The 24119-nt window shown below is 66.1% G+C and carries 21 protein-coding genes; 10 read left to right on the forward strand and 11 right to left on the reverse strand.

Annotation, left to right across the window (positions count from 1 at the left end; genetic code table 11):
* Window positions 1-34: 34 nt before the first annotated feature.
* Window positions 35-1441, reverse strand: a complete 1407-nt coding sequence (locus tag ACIBZJ_RS11370) for an MFS transporter (protein WP_395928190.1) — start codon at window positions 1439-1441, stop codon at window positions 35-37.
* A 249-nt stretch (window positions 1442-1690) separates the two neighbouring features.
* Here ACIBZJ_RS11370 and ACIBZJ_RS11375 point away from each other — a divergent pair, with 249 nt between their 5' ends.
* Both ACIBZJ_RS11375 and ACIBZJ_RS11380 read left to right on the forward strand, forming a co-directional pair.
* Window positions 1691-4609 carry an AAA family ATPase gene (locus ACIBZJ_RS11375; protein WP_395928192.1) on the forward strand — a complete coding sequence of 973 codons (2919 nt, stop codon included), beginning with the start codon at window positions 1691-1693 and terminating at the stop codon, window positions 4607-4609.
* 346 nt (window positions 4610-4955) lie between these two features.
* Entirely contained in the window at window positions 4956-6197 is a 1242-nt protein-coding gene (locus ACIBZJ_RS11380) for a hypothetical protein (RefSeq protein ID WP_395928194.1), read from the forward strand.
* A 77-nt stretch (window positions 6198-6274) separates the two neighbouring features.
* Here the strand turns inward: ACIBZJ_RS11380 and ACIBZJ_RS11385 are convergent, their stop codons facing one another.
* Both ACIBZJ_RS11385 and ACIBZJ_RS11390 read right to left on the reverse strand, forming a co-directional pair.
* On the reverse strand, window positions 6275-6421 hold the full coding sequence (locus ACIBZJ_RS11385) for a hypothetical protein (protein WP_395928196.1): 147 nt from the start codon (window positions 6419-6421) through the stop codon (window positions 6275-6277).
* 61 nt (window positions 6422-6482) lie between these two features.
* Window positions 6483-7073, reverse strand: coding sequence for a hypothetical protein (locus tag ACIBZJ_RS11390; protein WP_395928198.1), 591 nt, complete (start codon window positions 7071-7073; stop codon window positions 6483-6485).
* A 182-nt stretch (window positions 7074-7255) separates the two neighbouring features.
* On the opposite strand from ACIBZJ_RS11390, the gene ACIBZJ_RS11395 reads away from it, so the two are divergent.
* Both ACIBZJ_RS11395 and ACIBZJ_RS11400 read left to right on the forward strand, forming a co-directional pair.
* Window positions 7256-7588, forward strand: a complete 333-nt coding sequence (locus ACIBZJ_RS11395) for an SAM-dependent methyltransferase (protein WP_395928200.1) — start codon at window positions 7256-7258, stop codon at window positions 7586-7588.
* Between the two features lie 47 nt (window positions 7589-7635).
* Entirely contained in the window at window positions 7636-9093 is a 1458-nt protein-coding gene (locus ACIBZJ_RS11400; RefSeq protein ID WP_395928202.1) for a recombinase family protein, read from the forward strand.
* 413 nt (window positions 9094-9506) lie between these two features.
* Here the strand turns inward: ACIBZJ_RS11400 and ACIBZJ_RS11405 are convergent, their stop codons facing one another.
* From ACIBZJ_RS11405 to ACIBZJ_RS11415, 3 genes are all read right to left on the reverse strand, one after another.
* A complete protein-coding gene (locus ACIBZJ_RS11405; protein WP_395928204.1) occupies window positions 9507-11309 on the reverse strand; it encodes an FtsK/SpoIIIE domain-containing protein in 1803 nt (600 codons plus the stop codon).
* 32 nt (window positions 11310-11341) lie between these two features.
* Window positions 11342-11788 (reverse strand): hypothetical protein, encoded by a 447-nt coding sequence (locus ACIBZJ_RS11410; RefSeq protein ID WP_395928206.1) that lies wholly within the window; start codon window positions 11786-11788, stop codon window positions 11342-11344.
* A gap of 468 nt (window positions 11789-12256) precedes the next feature.
* The gene (locus ACIBZJ_RS11415) at window positions 12257-12772 is read right to left on the reverse strand and encodes a hypothetical protein (protein ID WP_395928208.1); all 516 of its coding nucleotides are present in this window, start codon (window positions 12770-12772) and stop codon (window positions 12257-12259) included.
* Between the two features lie 701 nt (window positions 12773-13473).
* Here ACIBZJ_RS11415 and ACIBZJ_RS11420 point away from each other — a divergent pair.
* Both ACIBZJ_RS11420 and ACIBZJ_RS11425 read left to right on the forward strand, forming a co-directional pair.
* Window positions 13474-14853, forward strand: a complete 1380-nt coding sequence (locus ACIBZJ_RS11420; RefSeq protein WP_395928210.1) for a helix-turn-helix domain-containing protein — start codon at window positions 13474-13476, stop codon at window positions 14851-14853.
* A gap of 27 nt (window positions 14854-14880) precedes the next feature.
* Complete coding sequence (locus ACIBZJ_RS11425; RefSeq protein WP_395928212.1) at window positions 14881-15552, forward strand: HAD family hydrolase; 672 nt, start codon at window positions 14881-14883, stop codon at window positions 15550-15552.
* Window positions 15553-15574: 22 nt separating this feature from the next.
* Here the strand turns inward: ACIBZJ_RS11425 and ACIBZJ_RS11430 are convergent, their stop codons facing one another.
* Complete coding sequence (locus ACIBZJ_RS11430; RefSeq protein WP_395928214.1) at window positions 15575-16048, reverse strand: winged helix-turn-helix domain-containing protein; 474 nt, start codon at window positions 16046-16048, stop codon at window positions 15575-15577.
* Window positions 16048-16575, reverse strand: a complete 528-nt coding sequence (locus ACIBZJ_RS11435) for a hypothetical protein (RefSeq protein ID WP_395928217.1) — start codon at window positions 16573-16575, stop codon at window positions 16048-16050. The genes ACIBZJ_RS11430 and ACIBZJ_RS11435 overlap by 1 nt, the downstream gene beginning before the upstream one ends.
* A gap of 319 nt (window positions 16576-16894) precedes the next feature.
* On the opposite strand from ACIBZJ_RS11435, the gene ACIBZJ_RS11440 reads away from it, so the two are divergent.
* On the forward strand, window positions 16895-17671 hold the full coding sequence (locus tag ACIBZJ_RS11440) for a hypothetical protein (RefSeq protein ID WP_395928219.1): 777 nt from the start codon (window positions 16895-16897) through the stop codon (window positions 17669-17671).
* 654 nt (window positions 17672-18325) lie between these two features.
* Here the strand turns inward: ACIBZJ_RS11440 and ACIBZJ_RS11445 are convergent.
* The 3 genes from ACIBZJ_RS11445 to ACIBZJ_RS11455 form a co-directional block, all read right to left on the reverse strand.
* Window positions 18326-19303: a hypothetical protein gene (locus ACIBZJ_RS11445; protein WP_395928221.1), complete on the reverse strand. Its 978-nt coding sequence runs from the start codon at window positions 19301-19303 to the stop codon at window positions 18326-18328.
* 919 nt (window positions 19304-20222) lie between these two features.
* Window positions 20223-20771 (reverse strand): hypothetical protein, encoded by a 549-nt coding sequence (locus ACIBZJ_RS11450; RefSeq protein WP_395928223.1) that lies wholly within the window; start codon window positions 20769-20771, stop codon window positions 20223-20225.
* 100 nt (window positions 20772-20871) lie between these two features.
* The gene (locus ACIBZJ_RS11455) at window positions 20872-22293 is read right to left on the reverse strand and encodes a hypothetical protein (protein ID WP_395928225.1); all 1422 of its coding nucleotides are present in this window, start codon (window positions 22291-22293) and stop codon (window positions 20872-20874) included.
* A gap of 75 nt (window positions 22294-22368) precedes the next feature.
* On the opposite strand from ACIBZJ_RS11455, the gene ACIBZJ_RS11460 reads away from it, so the two are divergent.
* From ACIBZJ_RS11460 to ACIBZJ_RS11470, 3 genes are all read left to right on the forward strand, one after another.
* Window positions 22369-22902, forward strand: a complete 534-nt coding sequence (locus ACIBZJ_RS11460) for an SAM-dependent methyltransferase (protein WP_395928227.1) — start codon at window positions 22369-22371, stop codon at window positions 22900-22902.
* Window positions 22903-22957: 55 nt separating this feature from the next.
* Window positions 22958-23518 (forward strand): hypothetical protein, encoded by a 561-nt coding sequence (locus ACIBZJ_RS11465; RefSeq protein WP_395928229.1) that lies wholly within the window; start codon window positions 22958-22960, stop codon window positions 23516-23518.
* 179 nt (window positions 23519-23697) lie between these two features.
* Window positions 23698-24108 (forward strand): peptidase inhibitor family I36 protein, encoded by a 411-nt coding sequence (locus tag ACIBZJ_RS11470; protein ID WP_395928231.1) that lies wholly within the window; start codon window positions 23698-23700, stop codon window positions 24106-24108.
* The last annotated feature ends 11 nt before the right edge of the window (window positions 24109-24119 follow it).

Here is a 24119-nt window from a genome sequence, read left to right on the forward strand (position 1 = left end):
AGCGATCTCTCTTCTTTTGAGCCAGGTCGATCGACTAGCCCGCCGCACAAGTGGGCGACGTACCGGGCGCCATCGGCTGGACCGAGGCCCGCCCCACCGCCCGGCCGGGTCCGTGCGCGGGACCTTTCGCGGGCCCCGTCGCGGGACGCGGTGCCGGCGCACGCCACGCGCCGGACCACTCGGACGCCGGCCCACCGACCGGCCGCACCACCGCACGGCCGATCGCCGGCCCGGCGTGGACGTATCCGGCCGCCGCCGGACGCCGGGCCGCGACGCCGAGTACCAGCGCATACCCCCCCGTCAGCACCGCCAGAGCCACCATCGCCCCCGCGGTCCCGAGCGCCCCGGCCAGCGGCGCGGCCACCAGCGAACCGATCACGATCCCGGCGATCGCCGCCGGATACGAGAACCCGTACGCCCGGGCCAGCACCGCTTCGTCCAGCGTCCGGGCCAGGACCGTGTCCACCACGATCTCCACCACCATCGAGCCGCAGCCGACCAGCGCCGCCAGGACGACCGCGACCGCCAACCCCGGCGCCACCGCCAGACCCGCCGTGGCCACCGCCACCAACAGGAGCACCATCGCGATCGCCCCCCGGGTCTGCCGGGCGACGCCCAGCCGCGCAGTCACCGCCGCGCCGATCAACCCACCGACCCCGACGGCGCCCAGCAGCACCCCGTACCCGGAATCGCCCCTCCCGAGCTGCTGCCCGAGCAGCAGGAACAACACGGTCTGGGCCCCGTAGAGCAGGCTGCACATCACGTCGGCACCGATCAGCCACACCGCGGCCCGGTTGGCCCGCAACGCCGTGAACCCCGCGGACAGATCGTCGAAGAGCCCCGAGCTCTCCGACCCGGCCGCCCGCATCGCCGGCAGCCCCAGCAGCAACAACGCCGACAGCCCGAACGTCCCGGCGTTGATCACGAACGCGACCACCGGCGACCCGAAGAGCAACAACACCGCCCCACCGGCCGGACCGACCAGGATCGATGCTGACGTGATCGCGCTCCGCGCGGCGCCGGCCCCGGCCAGCTCGGCGTCGTCCACGATCGTGGGCAGGGACGCCGCCACGGCCGGCGGATACACCGTGGACGCCACCGTCGACATCGCCGCCAGCAGGGGCGCCAGCACCACCGGCAACCCGGCCAGCGCCACGAAGGCCAGCAACAGCATCGTCGCCATTCGCACGACGTCGGACGCGATCATCAGCGCTCGCCGGTCGTACCGGTCGGCCAGCACGCCGCCCAGCGGGGTCAGCACGACGATCGGCACCACTCGCGCCGCTGTCGTGGCCGCCGTCCACCCGACCGAATGGGTGCGGTCGTACACGAAGGCGAGCAGCGCGAGGTTGTACAGCCAGTCGCCGACCTGGGAAACCGCCAGAGCGGCCAGCAGCCGCCGCAGCGTCCGATTCGTCCGTACGAGTGTGAGCATCTCCATGCGATTCAGAGTCGGGCTAAGGCGTTTCCCGGCGCATCGGGCGACCTTCCTATCGGTACCTTAGATCCGCCGAAACCCCAGGTCAGACGCGTTCTCGACGCCACGGCCGGGCGTCTGCGGCAGTCGCGAACGCGACACCGGAACCGGTTGCGCGCGCTCGCCCGCCGTGCAGGCCGGCTCCGGCGCCGCGGAGACCATCAGTCGTTAGGCCGGTACCCGAACCGGCCACCGAGCGTCCAACCTGGAGTGATGGAGCGAGGGCTGGTGAGCTCGGTACTCGTGGGCCGTCGCCGGGAACTGGCGCGGCTACGGGCACTCCTCGAACGGGTGACCGCCGGACAGCCCGCGGTGGCGGTCCTCTCCGGTGAGGCCGGCGTCGGCAAGTCCCGCCTCGTCGCCGAGATCGCGGGAGAGGCGTCCGACGCCGGCGTCCGGGTGCTGCGCGGGCGCTGCGTCGACCTGGGCGGGGCCGCCCTGCCACTGGCTCCATTGGTGGACGTCCTGCGCACGTTGTCGCGCTCGACGGCCCCCGACGAGCTCGACCGCCTGCTCGGCCCGGCCCGCCGCGAGCTCGCCCGGCTGCTTCCGGAGCTGGGGCCGGCCTCCGCCACGACGCCGGAGGGTCCGACCAGCCAGCTCCTCGAACACGTCCTCAGCGTGATCACCCGGATCGCGGCCGGCCGGCCGCTCCTGCTGATCGTCGAAGACCTGCACTGGGCCGACCGGTCCACCCGCGACCTGGTGGCGTTCCTGGCCCAGACACTGCAGGAACTCGGCGTCCTGCTGCTGATGACCTACCGCTCGGACGAGCTGCACCGACGCCATCCGCTGCGCCCGCTCGTCACCGGCTGGGAGCGGATGCGGACGATCGAACGCCTCGAACTCGGCCGGTTCAGCCGCCGTGAGGTCGACGAACAGCTCCGCGCGATCCGTGGGAGGCGCTCGAACGCCGCGTTCCTCGACGTCGTCTTCGAACGGTCGCAGGGCAACGCGTTCCTGGTCGAGGAGATCCTGGCGGCCGTCGAGGGCGGCGCCGACCCGTCCGCGCTTCCACCGTCCCTGCGCGACGTCCTGCTGGCGCGTACCGAAACCGTCTCCGAGGCCGCGCAGTCCGTCCTGCGGACCGCCGCGGCGGCCGGTCCCCGAATCTCCGAACGCCTGCTGGCCGCCGTCGCCGACACCGGCTCGGCCGACCTGCACCGGGCGCTGCGCGAGGCGGTCGAGCATCACCTGCTGGTGATCGATCCGAGCGGCCACGGCTACGAGTTCCGCCACGAGCTCACCCGCGACGCGCTCTACGACGACATGCTGCCGGGCGAGCGGGTGCGACTGCACGCCGCCTACGGCGAGGCCCTGAGCCGGGACGCCACGCTGCTCGGCGAGGACAGCGGAAACATCGCCGCGACGCTGGCCCATCACTGGTACGTGGCACTCGATCTCCCGCGGGCGCTGTCGGCCTCCGTCCTCGCCGGTCAGCACGCGGCCACCCCGGCCGAGGCGCTGGCGCATTTCGAGCGCGCACTGGAGGTCTGGCCCCGGGTCGACGACGCCGCCGAGCGCGCGGGACTCGACTGGACCGACGTCAACCTCGCCGCGATCGACGCGGCCTTCAACGCCGGCGAGCCCCAGCGGGGCCTGGCGCTGGCAGACGAGGTACTCGCCGATCCCGTCGCCGTCGCCGACCCGGTACGCCGAGCGCGGGTCGTCGAGCGGCGCGCCCACGTGCTCGCCGGCCTCGGCCGCGGGCAGGAGGTCATCGAACAGCTTCGTGAGGCCCTGGCGCTGTTGCCGGAACAGCCGGTGACCGTCACGCATGCGGCGGTGCTGACCGAACTCGCGGGCGCGATCCGCCGCGGAGAGGCCGACGAGCAGGCGATCGGAACCGCACGTCGCGCCGTCAACGCCGCCGCGGAGGCCGGCGCAACCGACTACGAGGCCGAAGCGCTGATCACCCTCGGCTCGCTCTCCGCGTACCTGGGTGACCTCCCGGCCGGGCTGGCCTCGCTGCGCCACGGCTTGGACCTGGCCCGCCGGCACCAACTCGACAGCACGGCGCTGCGCGCCTACATCAACCTCGCCGACGTGCTGGAGATGGCCGGCCGGCACGCGGAGGCAGCACGGACCGCCCGCGACGGCATCAACCTCACCGGCCGGGTCGGCTGGGCCCGCTCCTGGGGCGCGATGCTGACCAGCAACCTCGTCGAACCGCTGCTACGGCTCGGTCAATGGCGCGAGGCGCAGGACCTGATCACCGAGGCCCTCGCCGACGACCCGGCCAGCCTCTTCGCGGCCTCGCTGTTGCTGCTGCGCGCCGAACTGTCGCTCTGGCAGGGCGACACCGACGCGGCCGAGACCGACCGCGAGGTGGTCGCCCGCTACCTCGCCGACAGCTCCGAGCCCCAGTACACCGTCCCGCTCGCCTACCTCGACGGCGAGGTGGCCCGCTCCGCGGGCCACCTCGAGGTGGCCTGGAACCGCATCCGCCCGGCGATGCGACCGCCGATCGTCCCGATGGCGGTCCGGTACTGCTGGCCGCTCGCCTGGCTGGGTGCCCGGATCCAGGCCGACGCCCGGCCGGCCGCGGTAGGTGCCGACGGTGACCTCGACGCCCTGCGGAAACTGATCGACACGCTCCCGGCCACCACACCATCGGCAGCCGCGAACGCGGCGATGGCGCGGGCCGAGTTCGCCCGCCGGGACGGGCGCGGCGAGGTGGGCGCGTGGCTGGCGGCGGTGACCGCGTGCCGAGAGGCGTCGGAGCTGTTCCCGCTGTGCTACTGCCTGTTCCGGCTGGCCGAAGCGCGGGCTGCCACCGCGCTCGACACCGGTGCCGCGGCCGACGCCGAGGAGTGCCTCGCCTACGCCGACGATCTCGCCGCGGCCACGGCCCAGGACGTCCGGGCACTGGTCCGGCGGGCGCGGCTCCGGCTGGCGCGGCCCGACGTCCCGGGCCCGGACGCCGAGAACGCGTTCAAGCTGACCGACCGGGAGCGAGAGGTGCTGGCGTTGGTGGCCGAAGGCCGGTCCAACGGCCAGATCGCCGGGACGCTCTACATCAGCCCGAAGACCGCGAGCGTGCACGTCTCGAACATCCTCGCGAAGCTCGGCGCCGGCAGCCGCACCGAGGCGACGACGGTGGCGCACCGGCACGGCCTCCTCCCGGCATGACCTTCTTCCGCACGGTCGGCCGGGGCGTGGGCGGGCGTAGGCCCGCGGGCGCTCGAAGCGCGAAGTCCCAGCTCAAGCGCAAATCAGGGCGCCGGGCGCACACCAGCCATAGTGGACACAGGGCATATTCGGTGCATCACGCAGCCCAGTAGGTAGCAGCCGCCCCGGGGGCCTACACTCCTGGGCCATCGGGGATCTGATCACTTCTTAAACAGACGGAGCCATCAGCATCGTGAATGCTCACCCGTCGCAAAACTCATCTGCGCCGCCTGACCGCTTCGGCAGCATCATCCTGGTCGGACTGTCCTTGATCGCCTCGTTCTGGGTGGCGCAAGGATGGGTCTCGGTGGCCCACGACTGGCTCGGCATCGCCGGGCCCGAGGGCTACCTGCTCTTCGGCCTCTTCGAATGCGTCATCGTCTTCCTGGTCAGGCACGCCTACCGCGCTCGTCTCGCCCGTGACCCCACGGCAGCACTGTGGGCCGCGATCTGGACGCTGACCTTCATCAGCGTCGCCACCCAGATCGCGCACGCGCTCGCCAGCGACCACCCGGGCTCGGCCCTGGTCTACGGCCCCGCGTCGTTGATCACTGTCGGCCTCTGGCAACTGAAGATCTTCCAGGGCAGCCGGGAGGCGCTGCGCGCACGGGGACTGCTCGCCCCTCCGGAGCCCGGCTTCCCCATGCGCTTCCGTCGCCGCTTCCGCAGCCTCGTGAAGCGCGCGGTCCTGGTCGCCTCGTACGAGGGCATCGACCAGCCCGAGGTCGCGCTGGAGCGGGCCCGGCAGCTCTACCCGGACACGGCCCTGCCGTGGGAACGCGCCCAGGCGGTCGCCGCCCTCCGGACCGAGCAAGGCCTCGGCAAGCGGCTGGTGATCAGCCGGAAGCGCGCAGCCGTCATGCTCGCCGTCCGCGAGGGCGAGGTGTACCGGGTCCGTTCCGAGCGGCTCCAGGCCGATGAGGCCCACTCGGAGGCGCTGCGCCTGGCCGCCGAGGCCGCCGACGTGCGGGTCGGGGCCGAGCGGAGCGCCCGCGAGGCGGCCGAGGCTCAGGTCGTCGACCTGACCTCCGAGCTGGAGCGGGGCGTGGTCGAACTCAACGCCGCGACCGCCAACGCGCGCGCCCAGTTCACCACCGAGATCGAGCAACTGCGGGCGATCCTGACCCGTGAGTCCGCGCTGCGCGAGGCGGCCCAGCTACGGTCCAAGCAACTCGAGGACGACCTGGTCGCCGCTCGCGAGGCCGCCGAGCGGACCGCCGAGCGGCTCACCAGTGCGGCCCTGTCCGGCAACCGGTCCGGTGGCTCCCGGCGCGGCACGCGCGGCGAGCAGCGCGACGGTGAAGCCACCAAGCAGTCCGTGGCAGACGACACCGGCACGCACCGGATCGTTCCGCTCCGGACCGGCGAGGAGCGGGTCGCGGCGATGATCGCGCACACCACCGATCCCGACTACCGCTGGACCGCACGCGAGGTGCGGTCGGTGGCCGGTGCCGGCGGCGAGAACTGGCGCGAATACGTGACGGCCTGGTCTTCGCAGCTCAACTCGTCCGATGAGGACGCGGATCAGCGAGCCGAGACCGGTACCTGATCGCAGGCCGGCAGAGTGGAGGGCCCGCCGTCCGGCGGGCCCTCCACTCGCCGATGCGCTCGCACGCCTGACGGGGGTCAGCCGAGGCTGATCTCGAGGTATCCGTCGCGGCTGAGCATCTGCCACGCCATGAACGAATTGCCGTTCGGAGCGACGCGGACCCGTCCGGCGGCTCCCGGAGGCACCTCCACCGGAAGCGCAATGCTCCCGGACCAGTCGAGCACGGCCTGCACCACGTGCCGACCGGCCGCGACCGGAATCTCGATTTCCGGTCCGCGCCTGAGTTCACCGACGACGACGCCGCCGATCTGCAGTTCGTAGGCGCGCAGTCGGTCGCGCCACCTGCCCGGCGGCCGGTGGAAGACAAGCATCGTTCTCCCGCCCCGCGAACACACGGACGCCGGACGAGGCGGATCGGCAGATCTGGCCCGAGACGTACATCGACTGCAGTAGCGAGGCGACTCCCACGAGCACCGAAGCAATACTGACGAACAGTCCGATCACGCTCGACCGCTGGTCGGCTCGGGTCAGATCCTGGGCGAACAGGAACCAGGCCAATCCCACCAAGAGCGCGGTCAACAGCAGCAGCACCGCCAGTGCGCCCAGACGCCGCCGACCTGCTGTCCGAATGGCGCCGACGACGGTCGCCGTCGACGCGACCAGGAAAACAGCCACCGCGAGGGTGGCTACCGCGAGGACGCCCGCACCGGCGGCACCGGCGACGAGGGCCACGGGTGAGACGTGCCGACCACCGGCCGCATAGGCGAGCCCGAAAGCGATCCCCGCACCGAGCGTGACGACAGCGCCGAGTTGCACGAGACCAAAGACCACCTCGGTGACCGGACTACCGCCTGCGAGTTTTCGTCGAGTAGGCATAGCGATTCCTCCGGTCACAGCACTGGTGCACGAATCCGCCATCGTGTGGCCGCTACCTCTTCAACGCACTACGCCCGGATCGGGTTCGAGGTCATCAGCGTTCAACGCCGCCCTCGCCCGGCTCGAAACCGAGCGGGAGCGGGAGGGATCGTCCTGGACGGACGGTCCGCTACTCTGCGTCCGTGGACGCGAACATCGACAACCGGACGCCCTCCGAGCTCGACACCGGCCTCCCGCATCCGGCCCGGGTCTACGACGCGCTCCTCGGCGGTAAGGACAACTTTGCCGCCGACCGCCGGGTCGCCGATGCCATGCGCGCGAACCCGGGCAGCGAGATCGGTGCGCTGGCCAACCGAGACTTCCTCCGCCGAGCGGTGACGTTTCTGGCCACCGAGGCGGACATCGACCAATTCCTCGACGTCGGAACCGGCTTGCCGACCTACCCGAACGTCCACGAGGTTGCGCAGTCGGTGACGCCGTCGTCGCGGATCGTCTACGTCGACAACGACCATTAGCTTCCGGGTAGTGTGCACGCACGCTAATTCCACCGGGAGGCCAGCTCATGACGCTCGAAGCAGCGATGGTGCGGGTCAGCACGGGCAGCCAGGATGCTGCGTCGCAGGAGAAGGTTATCGTCGCCGATGCAGCTGAGCGTGGGGCAACGATCGTCAAGTGGTTCCGGCTTCACGGTTACTCGGCCAGCCACGGGGAGCAGGAGCCGGCGTTACGCGAGGCGATCGCCGACATCGCCCGGGGCGACTACTCTGTCTTGATCGTCACGGAGTCGAGTCGTCTCGACCGTCGCGAGGACTTAGATGCTCAGGCCGAGATCCTCCTTGCCATCCGGGCGGCCGGTGGCGACATTCGCGCGATCAGCGAGCCTCAGTTCGGACGCACGGACTTCGCCGGACGCGTCGTGACGCTCGTTACGCAGCACGCGAACGCGGAGAAGTCGAAGACGGTCAAGAACACGACCTATCGCGGCGTCATGATGATCCGCGACAACCGTGCGCACCACGGTCCGCTGCCCGCTTTCTGGGAGACCAGGGGCGAGCGGTACTCGAAGCAAGCGTGGTGCACCGACCCGATGGCCGTCGTGGACATCTTCGAGCGGGTAGCGGGCGGGGAGTCGCTGGCTTCGGTCGCACGGGCGTATGACCTGTATCCGGCGAGCGTGAAGAACGTGATCCGGTTCGAGGCAAACCACACCGGCATCGAGGAGTGCTCATACACCCACGCCGGCGTGACCGAGACGTGGCCACATGAGGTAGCACCGGTGGTCAGCTCGCCGTTGTGGTGGCGCGCGAACAAGGTGCTCGCAGCGAACAAGACCGACGGTCGCGGGAACAAGGGTGGGCGACCGGTAGCGCGGCCGGCGAACTGGATCTCCGGAATTCTGGACTGCCCCGCGTGCGGCGGGAAGATTTTCATGAATGCCGGACTGACTCCCGCAGGTAACCCACGCACTCCGAAGCTGCGGTGTGGCGGTCACGCGAAACGGCGCCTGGCGTGTGGTTCGTTCCCGGGGATCGACGCCCAACCGGTGGTCGATGTGATCGCTGATCGGTTCGCGGAGGATGACACACCGGTCCTGGCGTTTCAGCGGGTGGCGGGGAACGCGCATGAGCTTGACGCGCTGCACGCGGACCTGCGGAAGCTACAGGCGCGCCTGTCGGCTACCGAGGACGACGACGAGTTAGACGAATTGGTCGCTCAGCGCAGGTCGATGAAGGCCCGCGTGGAGGGGTTCGCGCTGGTGCCCGACCGGTACGACTACGCACCCACCGGGCAGACCGTAGGTCAGATGTGGAACGCCGGTAACGATGCCGTGCGGCGCGGCATGGTCCGCGCGGTCAAGGCGTCGTGGGGGCTGAGCCTCACTAGCCACGAGGCGCAGTGGGTGGTTGCTCTCGGAACGGCCGACGACGTGATCGGTCTGGACGATGGCGACGGACGCGAGCGCATCGTTGATCTCGGCAACGGACTTTGTTTCCGCTCAGAAGGTCGCTCACAGGAATAGGGCCACGCATAGAGAGGCTCGCTCGGCATGGCGCCGGGCGAGCCTCTCGTCATTTGCGGGCGGTCAGGAGTTGGCTGGCGGGTCGGATCGGGGCGCGGGTACGAGGAGCACAATTCTTCCGGCTCGAATGTGCCGGAGGATTTCTGGGAGCCGGAATTCTCCGGGCTGGAGAATCACCACCGGTTTTTCCGGCGCGTCCGGCCTATCGGCATTCACCTCTTCCGGGTCGGATTGGTCATCGGGATTGTGTGTCGTGAGGCATCCTCCCGTCCGGGTCTCGGTTGAATGTTAGTGACGCTGCGTGCTCGTGCCGTTGTGCCAGTGCCAGAGTCCGAACGCCTCCCCGTACGCGCAGGCGTGCGTGCGGGACGTGGCACGATGGCGCGACGGCACGATGGCGTCGCGACGGTGAGTCACCCTCGATCGGGCAACGCCCAGTAGCCACGTTCAGGCTGGGTGACCTGTCCTTGGTCTTCAAGTGTTCGCAAGTGCCGGTAGAGAGTTCGGCGAGGAATTCCGGTTACCTCAGCGAGTTCCCCGATCGATAAGCCTTCGGCGGGTGCGGCCGAGAGCGCATCGAGGATGTTGGATTCGCCGGCCGATCGCTGATTCTCCGGACTAGTGCGACGCGGGGGCGAAGAAACCTCCGTATGGCCCGTAAAGGGGCTGCCACCGCTGGAAGAGTCCGGCTGCGATGGAGTGTGTTCGTCGCGTTCCGGTATTCCGTGTGGGCGGTAGCGGGTGTGTTCGCGAACGAGTGCCGTCACGGCTTCGTCGGGTATCCAGTAGGCGCGCGCCATGCGCATGGTCTGGTGTTCGGGGTCGGAGAGGAGCAGTTTGCCGGGGGCGTCGAGAGCATCCAGGCGCCATCCGGCGCTGTAGTGGCCCTGTCCGAGGATGAGGTCGGTGTCGCGGGGTTCGCGGACCCGTAGGCCGATTCGGACGTCCATTTGGGACCGGACGGCGTCGCCTTGCATGGCCCGCTGGGTCGGTCGCTGGGTCGCGGCGAGGAGGTTCACGCAGACCGACCGGCCACGCCGAGCGATCGAGTCGACCAGGGACGCTGCGGCCGGCGGGAGTTCGGCCCACTCATCAACCACGATCAGCAGCGCCGGATGGTCCGGGCTGGGCTCCCACAGGCGTTGTCCGCGTGCGGTCATCAGCGCCGTACGCCGGTCCAGTTCGACCACGGCGTCGGTGAGCATCTTGAGGACCTGTTGCGGCTCGACGGCGAGCCATTGCAGGCAGCGCATCCACGGCATGAGTTCCATGCCGCCCTTGAGGTCGATGCCCCACAGCACCACGTCTGGGCACGCTGTGAGCCCGCCCAGGAGGACGTTTAGGACTCCGGACTTACCCGCCCCGGTGACTCCACCGATCAGCGCGTTACGGCCGCGCAAGAGCACCGTGAGCGGGTCGCCGTCCTCGGTGACTCCGAGCGGGATCGGCCGTCGGATGGACAACGATCCAGGCAGCGGGTAGCGAATCGGGTGCGCGAGCGGATCGTGCTCCACAACCCTCACCACGACTCGGTCTGCGCGTTGTGGATCGGCTTCGACCCGCACCGACCCGGGCCGCGCGCCCAGCCCGGACGTGAGGCCCTCGGTCGCGGCCATCGTCTGCCGGGCGGTCTGGCCTTGCCGCAGACGGAGCCGGATCCGTAGGCCGTTCCGGTCGACGGTCGCGGACTGCACCGAGGATCCGCCCAGCCCGAGCCGTTCGGATAGCTGTGGCCACGCCGCGAGCATCCGTTCCACCTGGATCCGGGCGCGCCGCCGGCGGTGCGCCCACCAGGGGATCGCGCACCCGAGCGTGAATAGCAACCCGAGTCCCGGGAGCGGTCCGGTACCGGGTCCGACTGTGATAACGGCCGAGAGCCAAGATCCGGCCAGCGCCACGCACAGCGCGGCGTAGAGGCGTTCGATACGGCGTGGTAGCCATCGCCATACCGGCGCCCACCGCGAGGGCACCAGTGCCAGAACCAGAGTGATCGTCCAGGCCGCGGTTGCGATCCAGACCGCCCACCGTGGGTGGGTGTAGTGCAGGTACCAGCCACATGCCGCGAGGGCGCTGGCGGTAGCGATCGGGGCGAGCTCGGATCGGTAGCGCCAAGCGAGCCGGCCGAGGAGACCGCTGAGTCGGATGCAGGCGTAGAGGAGAAGTCCGAGCAGGATGCCGACGGGGCCGAGAGCGAGACTGATGATGCCGAGCCCCACTCCGTACCCGTGGCGGTCGCGGTGGCGTCCGGTCATCGGTCCCCACCTCCGATCGGGTCGTCCGGACCCGAGTCCAGGTCCGGATCCGGGTCCGTGCGAGGTCGGCCGTGGGGTTCGGTGTCGGACCCGGCGGACTCGGGGGTTGCGGCGAGTCCAACCGCGCGGATCCGGCCGTTGGAGTGCAGGAGTGCTTCCTGCCAGTGCGTGGCGCACACACGCGCCTGTTGTCCGGCCGGGTCGGCAATCACGACGTACGCCGGTTCCGGGCAGACAAGGCATCGGCCGGGCTCGACTTCGGCGAGGCGGTGTCCGGCCGGCGCGGGCGGGAGTTGGTCGCGGATGTAACAGAGCGGGTCGGTCTCGCCGTCCACTTCGGCGAGCAGGGCCGCGCGAGCGGCGGCAACAAGGTCGGCGTACTGGCGGGACAACTCGTTGAGACGGGCCTCAAGCCGCGCCGTCTCCGCCTCGATCCGGTCCACCGCGTGATCGAGGTGTTCCGCGCTAACGGCGTTGGTCACGGCGTCATTGCGGTCGGTTGCTGGGTTGGTTTCCGCCGGGATCTCGGCGGGGCCAGGAGCCTCGGGGTCCGGTGTCGCGGGGCTGGGGATGCGGGGGAAGCAGGGGGTGTGTCGTCGGGCTCCTCCGTCGGGGGTGGGGTCCGGGGTGCTCTCAGGTTGATTCAGCGGGGGCCTCCTATCGTCGGCGGGTTGATCCGGCGAGCGCCGGCTGTGTGGGGCGATGAGGTCGTTCGCGTCATGCGTGCATCCCTTTCGTGGGTGGTTGCGGAACTGGGTTGACGTCCGCACGGCTACGGGATCACCGCGCGGCCAGCCGCCCGGCGACCGTCCGTGTGGAAGCCGACGATCGAGGTCGGCAAGGCATCGTCAGCGCACACGGCACCATGGACGGCACCCGCCGATCGATCGGCGGGAGGTCTGGTTCGTGCGCTAGTTGCTGGGGCCGAGTAGAGGCTGATCGGTGGTTATTCCGCAGACCTGCCACACCGGGTAGGTCCAGGTCCGACGTAGGTGAACGACCCACTGGTGCTTCGCGCGAATCTGTCCGTCGTGGCTGATCAGCACACCTGTGTGGGCATCAGTGACTTTCACGTTCCACAACGTCACGCGAACCATGGCCGGAACATCCGCCGTCGCGGTGACCGGCCCGGCACGATTCACATCCGCATCGCCAGGGATGACCGTCAGGTGCCAGCCACCCTGCGCATCCGACGCGTCGGCAGCCTTCTCCAACTCGCCGTAAAGCGCGTCGGCGGACGGACGCGAACCGGAGCACTCCTCCGCCCTTGCGTCGGCGAGGCCCTGGTGTGGCGAGCCGATCGCCGTTGACCCGAGATAGCGGCCCCAATCGAACGCGACCTCCGACGGATGACGGTTGACCTGCGCTACCCATTGCCGCGCCCCGAGACCGAAATACAGGTACGGCAGGGAGTACACCGGAACCACGGCCGCGACGAGCAGCGCAGTGAAACGCCGGCGGCGCCGCCGACCGCGCCCCATGCCCGGCCCGGACGACGGGGCCGAGGACGACAAGGGCGCGCGAGGTGGAGTCGGGTGAGACGGAGCCGGGCTACGCGTTTGCACGACCGCACCCTCTGCTTGCACTGGGTAGTCGGGTGGCGCATACCTACCTGTGGTCCAACCGCTAACACGTTTCACTCTCCCGCTCAGCGCCACCACCTGTTCTGCGAAATCGGCACAGTCCAGATAAGACCCCCGATGCTCGCGGTCGCGACCCGGGTTGGGACGCTCGATGTTGGCTCCGTCCCCGGTAGGGCTGGTCACCGATGAGTCCGTCGGCGGAGCCAGCGGCTACGCGCCCAGCACTTCCGGCAGGTGCCGATGCGGTCGGCAGCCGCACCGCACAGACACCGCTGTTCGGTCAATCCACTGTGGTGTTGGTTCATTCGGTCTCCTCTCGGTTGGTGCTAGGGGCGTTGATCTCTCGGCTTTTTAGCCAGCGAGTGAACTTGTTGGCCGTGCCGGTACGTGTTCGCTCGCATACTCAATGGAACCGTCCGGTAGGCCGGGCTGGCCCATCCCGGAACTAGTCCCGAACTAGTCCGCCGGCTAGTCCCGCCTACCGAGCGCGAGCACTTCCAGGAAATGTCGGATTCACGAGGCAGCACCCAGCCGGGAGGCCAGCAGTGACCACGGAGACCGGGCGTCCGAGGATCCGTGAGCTGCGCGAAGAGCGCGGCTGGACCCAGCAGGAACTCGCGGAACAGATCGCGCGCCTGGCCTGGGTTCGTCACCGTGAACGCGTCGGAATCAACGCCGACATGGTCGCCAAGTGGGAACGCGGCGCGAAGGGCGTCAGCAACCGCTACCGGGACCTGCTGTGCCAGCTTTTCGAGGTCGATGCGGACTATCTCCGACTCGGCCCGGCCGCCGTCAGGCGGACGAGTCCGACCGGACCCCCGTCGGACGAGGATTCGCTGGTCAACGCGCTCGGCGGTGCTGCCTCGGTGCTGGATCAACTCGGCGAAGCCGGGGCGATCCTTCAGCCGAGGATGTTCGACGTCTGGAAGGACGAGCTCATGCACCGCCGCGCACTACTCAAACTCATGGGGTTGACGCCGGTCGTCGGCGCGTTCTCGCCGACGGAGTCTGAGACCACCCGCTCAGGGAGGCCCACCCCTGGAGTTGTCGCGGACCTGGATCAACTGGCCGACCGCTATCAGGCCCTGTATCACTCCACCGCACCAACAGCGTTGATGACGCCGGTCGTCGCGCACCTCGCCACGGCTAGCGACCTCCTTCGGCAAGGGCCGGCGCCTGCCGAGCGGATCCGCTTGCTGGAGAATCGCGCACGGGTCGCGACCCTCGCCGGACGGCTCGCGTTCTTCGACCTACACAACCCGATGGGCGCTCGCGGGTACTACAACCTCGCCCACGAAGCCGCTCGCGAGGCTGGAGACCACCTGCAAGCCGCCTCCGCACTTGCGCACACGGCGTTCATCCCTGCCAGCGAGCACGGATTCGTCGCAGCTCTGGACTACCTGCAAGCCGCGAACCGCCACGTCGCCAACCGCCCGCATGGCCCGGTCGCTTCGTGGCTGGCCGCCGTGGAGTCGGAGATGCAGACCAACGCCGGGAACCCCAAGGCTGCGCTGACCGCGATCGACCGAGCCAGGGAAGCTCTGACGAACTCGCGAGGCGCCAAGGAGCTGGCTTGGTTCGACTACTACGACTCGACCCGCCTCGAAGGCTTCGCCGGGTACGCCACGATGCGAGCCGGCCGATTCAGCGAGGCGGGGACGTCCCTCGGAGTTGCCTTGGGCAACCTGCCGCGCACGGCCGTCAAGCAGCGAGCGGTGTTCCTCGTCGACCGCGCCACGGTCGAACTGCACAGCGGCAACCTCGACGAGGCGTGCCGGATCGTCGGAGACGCAGCCGACCAACTCCACCAGGCCGGATACGCCACCGGGGCCGACCGCATCCGCGAGTTTCGAGCCGCAGTCGCCCCGTGGAAAACTTCTGAAGCGGTGCGTCTGCTCGACGAGCAGCTAACCACCCTCGCCTGAAGCTCTCTGACGGAAGGAAGCACCGCTGTGCCGATCCGCGCTGTCTGGTTCGACGTGGGCGAAACCCTGATTGACGAGTCCAACGAGTACGGCACATGGGCAGACTGGCTCGGCGTGCCCCGCCATACCTTCTCCGCGATGTTCGGCGCGGTGCTGGCCCGAGGCGAGGACTACCGGACAGTCTTCGAGCACTTCAAGCCAGGGTTTGACCTCGATGCGGAGCGTCACGCACGTATCAGCGCCGGTATGGGTGAGTACCTGAACGCGCTCAACCTCTACCCGGACGCGCGCCCGAGCCTGGCCGCCCTGCGAGACGCCGGCTACTTCGTCGGCATCGCCGGTAACCAGACCACCCGTGCGGGCCAGTTCATCCGCGAACTCAACCTCCCATCCGACTTGGTCGCGACCTCGGACGACTGGGGCGCGACCAAGCCGGACGTGGCCTTCTTCCACAAGCTCATCGAGGTCTCCGGGCACCAACCGGAGGAGATCGCCTACGTCGGCGATCGGCTGGACAACGATGTTCACCCAGCGGCGAAAGCCGGCCTATTTACGGTTTGGGTGCAACGCGGTCCCTGGGGCTTCGTACAGCCGCCCGGCGACGCTGCGACTCCTGACGCCTTCCGGGGCATCACGCCGAGCATGGCCGTCAGCGACCTAGCGGACCTTTGCGCTCGCCTTACCAGGAACGAGTCATAGCACGAGGGCTGCGGCATCCGCGTCAGGGTTGCTCGGTGAAGACGGCGACTAGTTCGCGGACTTTCCCAGAATCGGCCAGAACCAGTTGGGCCAGCGCTTCGGCCAGTTCCTCGTCCCCGTCCTCACCAAGCCAGTAGGCCAGCGCGTCGACCACCGCGACCCGCTGCAAGTCGGACAGGCACGGGTTCCAGAGCCTCACCAAGTCGCCGGCATCCCTGCGCTGCGCGAGCGTGATCGTCCGTCCGACGATAAGGGTGTACCCGTCTTCGGTCATCACCGTACGAGGCTTGTTGCCGGGACGAGCGGGAAGGTCTTCGAAGACGAGCGCTTCCATTGCGTCGCGAACTGTGGTCTCCGAGACGCCATATCGCTCGGCCAGGGCGGCATCTCCCGGCAGGCAATCTCCTGCCGCGTAATTGCCGCTCCGAATCTGCCTTCGTAAGTCGTCGGCTACGTGCCGGAAGGCAGGCGCTGGGTGGCCAAGGTCGCCGTGCATCACTGCTCACCGCCGTCGGGCGAGCCCACCAGCGCCAGGTACACATGCGTCGTCGTCGTCTTGTCCGAGCACACCGCCTGCAAAAGCGCCCAAGCCAGTTCCTCGCCCGCGTCCTCAGCCAGCCAGCGTGCGGCAGAATCGACGACAGCCACCCGTTGTAGCTCGGAGAGTCCTTGTTCGCGCTGCCGGAGCACAGCCAGCGCCGCGAAGCGCTGCTCAGTCGTGACTGCGGTCGAGATCCGCAGTGCGCAGCGTCCGGCCCTAGGATCGCCGGACAGCGCCGCCCCAGCATCAAGGGTCCGGGCCAAGGCCCGTTCGGTCACGGCGGACGACCGTAGGGAGGCGAACACGAACGCCACCCGTGACCAGTCGTCGAGTACATGGGCCAAGACGTGAGCCCGAGCGCCAGTCATGCGAAGGACGAGCGCCGGCATCTGGTCTCCGCTCTGCGGGTCTGTGACCATGCTGCCGTCGGACTCGACGACCTGACCGTCATCCAGCTCAACCCGGAACCCGCCTGCGGGCATGTCGATAGAGTTCGTCACTGGGTCCGTGCCCTTCCGCGTAAGGGTGGGATCAAGGCTCGGGTCGGTGTTCCCGCACCGTCCCGGGCCGCCTGTCTTTGACGCAGGTTCATCCGACCGCATCCCGGATCGGTTGAACAGGTCCGGCGACTAGTCTCCTTGACCTAGTCCCGGGCCTAGTCTCACTGCTGGAGGAGTACGAACGAACGAGTCGCTGCAATCGGTGTCCGTAGTCCGCTTGAATGAACACATGTACCAACGGATACGGGCGTGGTGGCGGACCTACAGCCTCGCGATGCGACTAGGAGCCCTTTCGCTCTGGATGCTGAGCGGGGTACTTCTTACTTTAGGTATCACCGGGGACATACTCGATTGGTGGGGCGACCTTCCGTTCACAATTAATCTACTTACCTCAGCCGCAGGTGCCAGTTTCGGGCTTCCGCTCGCCGTTCTCGTACTCGATACGCTCGCTAAACAGCGTACGTCGCTATTGGATAGCCAGGCTGCGGCGCAACTGTCTTATCGAACGATGCGACGACTGGCCGAAGCTCTTTCCGGCATGTCGAGACTGGGCGGAACCGCCGTGACCGACACCCTTCTTGGTGACTTCTATCGCTTACGTGAACAAGTGAACAGCTGTAGAATGACGGGCAAGCTTGCCGATCCCTTCAGCGCGCAAGCGCTCATTGAAGAGATTAGCGACCAGCTCTCCGAAAACTTCTCGCCCGTTGACCGACTCGGCGAGCAGATTGTAATTGCGCACTTAAACTGGGAACTCTTTGTCACGCATGCTCGAGAAGCCGTTGGTCGACAATCGCTTATAGCTGACGATATCTTGAGCAAAGTCGGACTGCTACTAAAGGAACTAGAGAGAATGGATACTCGGATCCTCGATTCCAATGAGTTCCTTCTCGCGCTTGAACCCATCGTGCGAATGGAGACGAATCCGGATATTCATCCCTCCGCTGTCGAGACTCGATATATGGTTCGCCATGTGGATGACGTCGACCTCGCAGTGCGCCTCATGCAGAAGACCTCAGAGGTCGCGCCGAGCGTCAGGTACGCTGCCTCCGCACTGGAGAACCGATTGAAGAGATAACCAGTCGCTACCGCGTTGAGGTGTGGAATTGGCTCAGCTCGTGATGCAGGGCTCGGGACGCCGACCGCTAGCGAAGTTGCATACTTGCGCTGTCGCTAGCAAGGTTGAATTCGATGCGTGAAGGCACAAAGCTAGCTGTTGTCGGAAAATGTAGGTCGGCCTTCGCAGTCTCGCCCGGCCCGACCGAAATAACGTCTGCAACGCCGATAACCCTTTCTCCACTTACATCAGCTAGGGCCTGCTCTTCGCCGAAAAGATATGCATACGAAGTGGCGGAGTTGCGCAGCTCAATGTGGACTACCACCTCACCATTGCGGTAAGGGATTATCGATCGCACCGTAAGCGCAACTCCTCCTACTCGAATCATCGATGGGCTGGGCCGAGCCGAATCGGGCCCCCGTCCCAGTCTGCTAGCGCTTGGCCCCGCAGCGGCAGACTGCGAGTCGCCATTACTCGGTGCACGTGCATTAGACCGCTCTAAGGCAGAAAAGTCGCCCAACTTCTCGGCGGCAAACCAGAAGGCGAAAACAACGAACGCCAGTGCTATTGCTACTGGCACGCGCGTCAGTGGAGGCTGGATCACTCAGTCTCCCGAGGTGCTCAACGTGCAGGCATTGCCGGCGGGTGGCGGAGGGTAACTAACGAGCATTACAGTCACTTTATAGAAACAAAGTTTAGTAATAGTTGATACGCGGCGTTTCCCGCAATGCCGATACCAATACCAGATGCCAGTTCTCCAAGCCGCGTGAGGAAAGTGGCCAGGAGTCCTGACTCTTTCGCTTGCTCAACTGGCGCATCGGTAACTATCTGTCGTAACTTCGCAAACTCTGACCGATTCCACGGAATTTCGGGGTCACGCAAGAGCTCTTTGAGCGCCTGAGCAGCCTTGTCGGGCGGGACCGATGCACCAGCGGAGTACTCGACTCCGCCGAACTCAACTCGCCCCCCGCCGAACGTCGACCCGAAGATTGTCCCGCCTGTGTTGTCGATGTTAAATGTCGGACCGCTTGGTTGATTCACTCGTGACCTCCTAGCAGACGCTTCCATCGCTTTACCTGCTTCATTCCATATCTTGCCCGCATCAGTGACGCTAATAGAAGCGGATCGGTAGATACCTTCCAAGGGCGTTGTCGAGCCGAACGTCGCTTGAACCAGCACGGCTAACCATTCCGGTCGACCGAGATTGATATTGATCAGGCCCCACGCCGAAGCTGCTCGGACCACATCAAGGAAGGTCGAAAATTCGACGCCGTCGCTAATCTTCGAAAGGACAACTTCGGCGCTATTGGCCTCCTGGCTTCTCTCCGCTAAAAACTCCATCAGTTCGAGCAGTAGTACGGAGCCTATCCGCGCGGCCTCTTCGTCAGCCTCATCGGCAAATTCGGAATTGAATACCAATCTTTCTTGCACCAACATTGGGTGATCAGAACGTTTGCCCCCCAATGACTCCCCATCCGCATAGCCAAGGTCCCTATTGTTGAAACTATGTTCGACGATGGCTATAACTAGGCGGTACTCCGCCTTAATATGGCTGGTGTCCGCATTTCTCCCGTGTTCGCGTCTGTACTCATTTTGTTCGCTTCGAAGTTCACGTAATGATGCGGTCCATCTACCCGGCTCAATCGCGAACATCTTTCTCTCGGTGCCGCGGCTGCTTGTGTACGCGGGGAAGTTTGGGCCCACGGAGCGAAGTTCTTGCCAAGCCTGAACCATTTTTCGGGCGTTGCAGCGATAAGCGGCAAAAAGACAAGCGCCGTATATGGGAAGCTGCGCCGCAGAAAAAAGCCAACCTAGGCCGACGAGACAACTGAAAGCTATCTCTAATATGCTGGCTACTGTGGCGCCTACCAGTATCCGCGCGATCGCCGAGTCTTCTGGCGCCGTGGGTGGCACGGGCGCATGCAGCAGTAGCGTCCTAGCCGTGATTCGTGTGCCCTTTTCCATCCCCCACCCCGAGTCTGGACTTCGCTCCTCACGCGCCGACAAGAAGCCTATTGACCCTACCCGGCCGGAGACCTTGAACGCACTGATCATTTTGAACCGGACACGCAGGACGCCCGGATAAGATCGCGCTTTCCTATTGCAAATGGTGCAGCACGCGAGGAAACGCTCGGCGCTCCCCCAAGAGGGAGTACCGGATGCGCTGACTAGGTGCAAGCGCCGATCCGCGCACGCTTGACGCCGCAGGCGTTTCGCGTCCGGGGTATGCGCTGGAGGCTAAGCCGATCACCGCATGCGCCGCCACGGCGTCGCACAGAAGGGCGGAGACATCCTGCGGACGATCCGTCTGCCGTAGCGGCGCGTTTACGGCGATCCGTGGGCCGCTGGCTCCTCCTAGCTGGATCGAAGTGGGACGGCCGTGATCTCTCCATAAGAAGTGCGCTCTGCTTTACTATGTGATCAACCTCGGCTTTTGTACCGGGACGACTCCTATCGTCGTGCAGCCTTCATTGGGGTGTGAGCAGGGGCCCGGTTCGCCGGTCGGCTCTGGGCCGCCGGATCGCCGAAGGGCCGGCGGACCTCGAATGAAACTGGAACGGCCCGGTAGGAGCTAGCCGGTGACGAGAAGACGATAGCGCTGGAAAGCGGCGTCGTCGGTGGAAATCTCCGCAAGCTTCTGCTGCAACTCAAGGGCCATTCGCTGCAATTCCGCGGCTTGCGCGGTGCTCGGCGCAGCCCTGGACAGGATGAGTTGACTAACGAGCGTCGTCAGCGGCTCGCCAATGGCTTGCCGGAAGTTGAAACCAATTAGTTGCATCACTTTAACGGTCTCAACCGAAAGGATCGATTTGATTACATCGATTTGAGCTTGCGCAACCGCCGCGCCCTCGGAACCTCGCATGGCTTCTTCGAGTACAGGAATCACATTCTGGATGATGTACTCGACATCGCTGTCCGCGATTCGCTGCGCAACAAGCTCTTGCTCGAAACCCTGAGCAATTCGCACTAGCTGTGCTTTGTCGTCGAGCAAGTCGTTTACAATCTCCTCAAGTTCCGCAATTGTTTCTTGGTGCTGTTTGGTCGCCTTTCTGGTCCGAATTCGGTCGAACACCGATGCTGCGCCATTCTGCGCGGCAAGCTGGCCCAGCTGCACGCTCAATGTAGTAAGTGCAGGATCCATAGTTCATATCTCCCTATCTGCATAGTGTAATTGAAGGAGTAGCAGTGACGCGGAGAGCCTGTGGGTAGCTGAGACTGGGCTACTCGGCTTGCGGGGCACCGGCGTCCATGGCGGCAGCGGCTTCCATCGCAGCAGCAGCAGCGATGGCAGCAGCTTTTTTGCGATCTTCAGGGGAAATAGGCTGAGCTAGCACTCTTTTGGCCGCTGCGATAGAGCGCACCGCCCGCAATAGCTCGCGATACTCTGATGATTCTCGGTGAGGCTCGTACGCCGGATCGGCGCGAAGCGTGAAGATGCTCAATCGTTCTTCCCGGATCAATTGTCGTCCGGTCTTCAACATACAGGTAAGGTCACCTTCGAGCACTGTTTTGAGATGACAGAAGTACAAATCTAGGCCGGTCACATCCCAAGCTTTAACTTCTTTAAGAGCTACTTCATTTTGAGACAGTTGCCGCAGCGAAACCCATCGACTCACCTTCAAAGACAGTTCGTAGTTTCGCGGCAACCGGCCGCGACTCTTTTCAAGCACAACCGTCGCGACTTTTAGGACCGCGCGGTGCAAACTTACGTCTCTCAACACGTCGAGCTGGTCATCCAACCAAGCGGCCGTGTGCTCTGGTCCAACTTTTGTGAACTTCATCCATATGGAAGAGACGAGCAAGAGCCCTACCGCTGCGAACTCCTGAATCGCGTCCGACAGGTAGTCATGGCTGACCTCCAGGCGGTCCCCGAGCCGGTCGAAATCCTGGCTACCTACTTTCAGCAGGTACTGCCTGTTGATTCGTCGATCATTGTGGACGATCACATTCCGACGAGCGAAGACTTCCTGAACCCGCTCCGGGTTATCCATGAAGTCTTCAATTTGAAGGGATATCTCTTTTCGAGAGAACCAGCTAGACCACTGCGCGAACTCACCACGCAGTAGGTCATCAACTTTCTTATCAACGATATGTTCGCGAGCTTGTTCGATCGAACGAAACCGTGATAGCTGCCCAAAGCTGATTGATGAGTCGTCACCCTTGATCAAGGACGGTTCGAGCAGCATGAGTTCTCGCGCGAGCACGGATATCAACTGCTCGAAAGAGCTTACGAGTACCGTCAGGAGTGATGACCGGATTAGATTCGCTCTATTCGGCGCCACTACCTTGCGCATAGAACGATAGTGGAACCTATTGAAGACCTCCGCCACGTGCCGATCTTTCACGGGCAGTCGATCAGGCCGGAACGTGTACTCCCCTCTCTCCATCGCGGCAACGTAATCCCGATACCACTGCCCTGCTTCGCCGAGGAGTTTGTGAAACTCGTCGCTCTGTTCATCGTCAAATTCGCCATCGGAGAGTGCCAAGTCTATTAGGCGACTGAAACGGCCGTCTTCATCGTCGATCGCCTGTGATGACAACTCAAGCAGCGTTTCAGCCTTTTCGACGAACTCGACTACGGCTCGCTCGGTCATCCAATGAAGCTTGTCGTTGGGCGCCTCTGGGACGGAGAGCGGACTCATAGCGTGCATCATGGCGGCTTAGGCGGCGGGCCGCCAACGGCTTACAGCGGTAACGTCTCGTCTGCTTGAGGGACAGTGGGACCCAGCCTCCGTGTCCACAACCTGACTTGCAACGACCCGATCGTGCTGGTCCACGCCCGGGCGCTGCTGACCAGCTCGGTCGAGGGTTCGACCAGCTACGTCGACGCGGACGTCCGGAACCCGGAGACGATCCTGGCCGCCGCCCGGGAGACGCTCGACTTCGACCGGCCGGTCGCCCTGCTGCTGCTCGCGATCGGTCACTTCCTGGACGACGAACACGATCCCTACGGAGTGGTCGGCACGCTGGTGGAGGCGCTGCCCTCGGGCTCGTATTTGGTGATGTCGCACCTCACGGCCGAATTCCAGCCCGAGGAAACCGCGAAGACCGAGGCGATGTACCGGGCACAGGGAATGGTGCTCCGCCCTCGCAGCAGGGACGAGATCGCACAGTTCTTCGACGGTCTGGAGCTGGTCGAGCCGGGTGTGGTCCTCACGCAGCGGTGGCGTCCGGACGCCAACGATCGGATCAGCTCCGAGGAGCCGGGCGAGCGTGCTCCCGTCTACGGCGGGGTGGCCCGGAAGCCCTGATGACCTGACCTGTGTGGACAGTGATGGGGGAAGGGAGTACTGAAACGCTGTGGCGGTGGGCGCGTCCGCGCGAGGTCTGATCTCCCTTGCGCTACTTGTTGTCTCGGTACTGGTGCTGGGCTGCGTCGTCCGGTCGTTGTACGGCTTCACCCAGCGCGACGACGACCGCCGCCAGGAGGCCGAGGACTTCGAGAAGGCGCCGGTAGCCGTGGTCGCGCTCGCCTCGCCGTCGGTGGCACCCCCGAAGCTGCCGCTCGCGTATCCCGCCGGCGAACTTGCCACGGCCGCCACCTGGCCACGAGCCTGCGAGTCCTCACCGACAGTGACATCCGGGCGTTCCTCCCGCAGGCCGACCACTTCACGCGCAAAGGCAGCGAGCGGACCTACGGAGTGCAAATGTGAGATCGGCTTCTGGCTGCCGCACAAGTCGATGCCGCCGCACCAGGTGATGCCCGTCGCCGAACTGAATGTCACGGTCGAGGGTGCCGGTGACCCGGCTGTCGTCCGCGCGTACGGATGGGGATACGACAACAATCCGACGGACGGCCAGTTCGCCGGTGCGCAAAGATCCCGTAGCGGTGTCGTCCTGCCGACGCCTGCGGCAGACGCTCAGTGACGAACGGCACCCGATTCCGCCACGCGCAGAATGGCGGCATGTCCGTGGCGGCGGCACCGCGAGTTCGCCCCCGGTTCGGAGCAAGCTTCGCGCAAGGTCCATGTCGAACACTTCGCGAGCCGAACGCTTCCAGACGGCCCGGAGGCCTTTTCATGGGTGTTGCTCGTAAAGTCCTTGTGTTGACGTTATCTGTCGTTCTGTCGCTTCTCGTGGTGGTGCAGCCGGCTGCCGCCGGCCAGACGGCAACTGCCAGAGCGGATGTCTCGACGCTGGCGGCGCCGTCGTGCCCGTCGGGAAGCTTCTGCATCTGGCCGGTGGCCGACCACAGCTCGAGCCGCTGCAGTTGGAGCAACGCTGACGCCGACTGGCGGTCCGCACCCGTCGTCTGTTCCTGGGCGGCGACCAGGCCGGTGCGGTACGTCTACAACCACGGCACCAGCACGGCGTACGGAGGGGTGTGCCTCTACACGGGAGCCAACTACACCAGTCCCTCCGACTACGATCCGCGAGGCTCGTACTACGAGATCGGCGGTGGGGGCGAGTATTTCCGGTCCCACCGATGGGTCAGCAACATCGACGCGTGCGGCTGAATCGGCCCACT

Source organism: Cryptosporangium sp. NPDC051539 (genome assembly GCF_044454545.1).
Lineage (GTDB): Bacteria > Actinomycetota > Actinomycetes > Mycobacteriales > Cryptosporangiaceae > Cryptosporangium.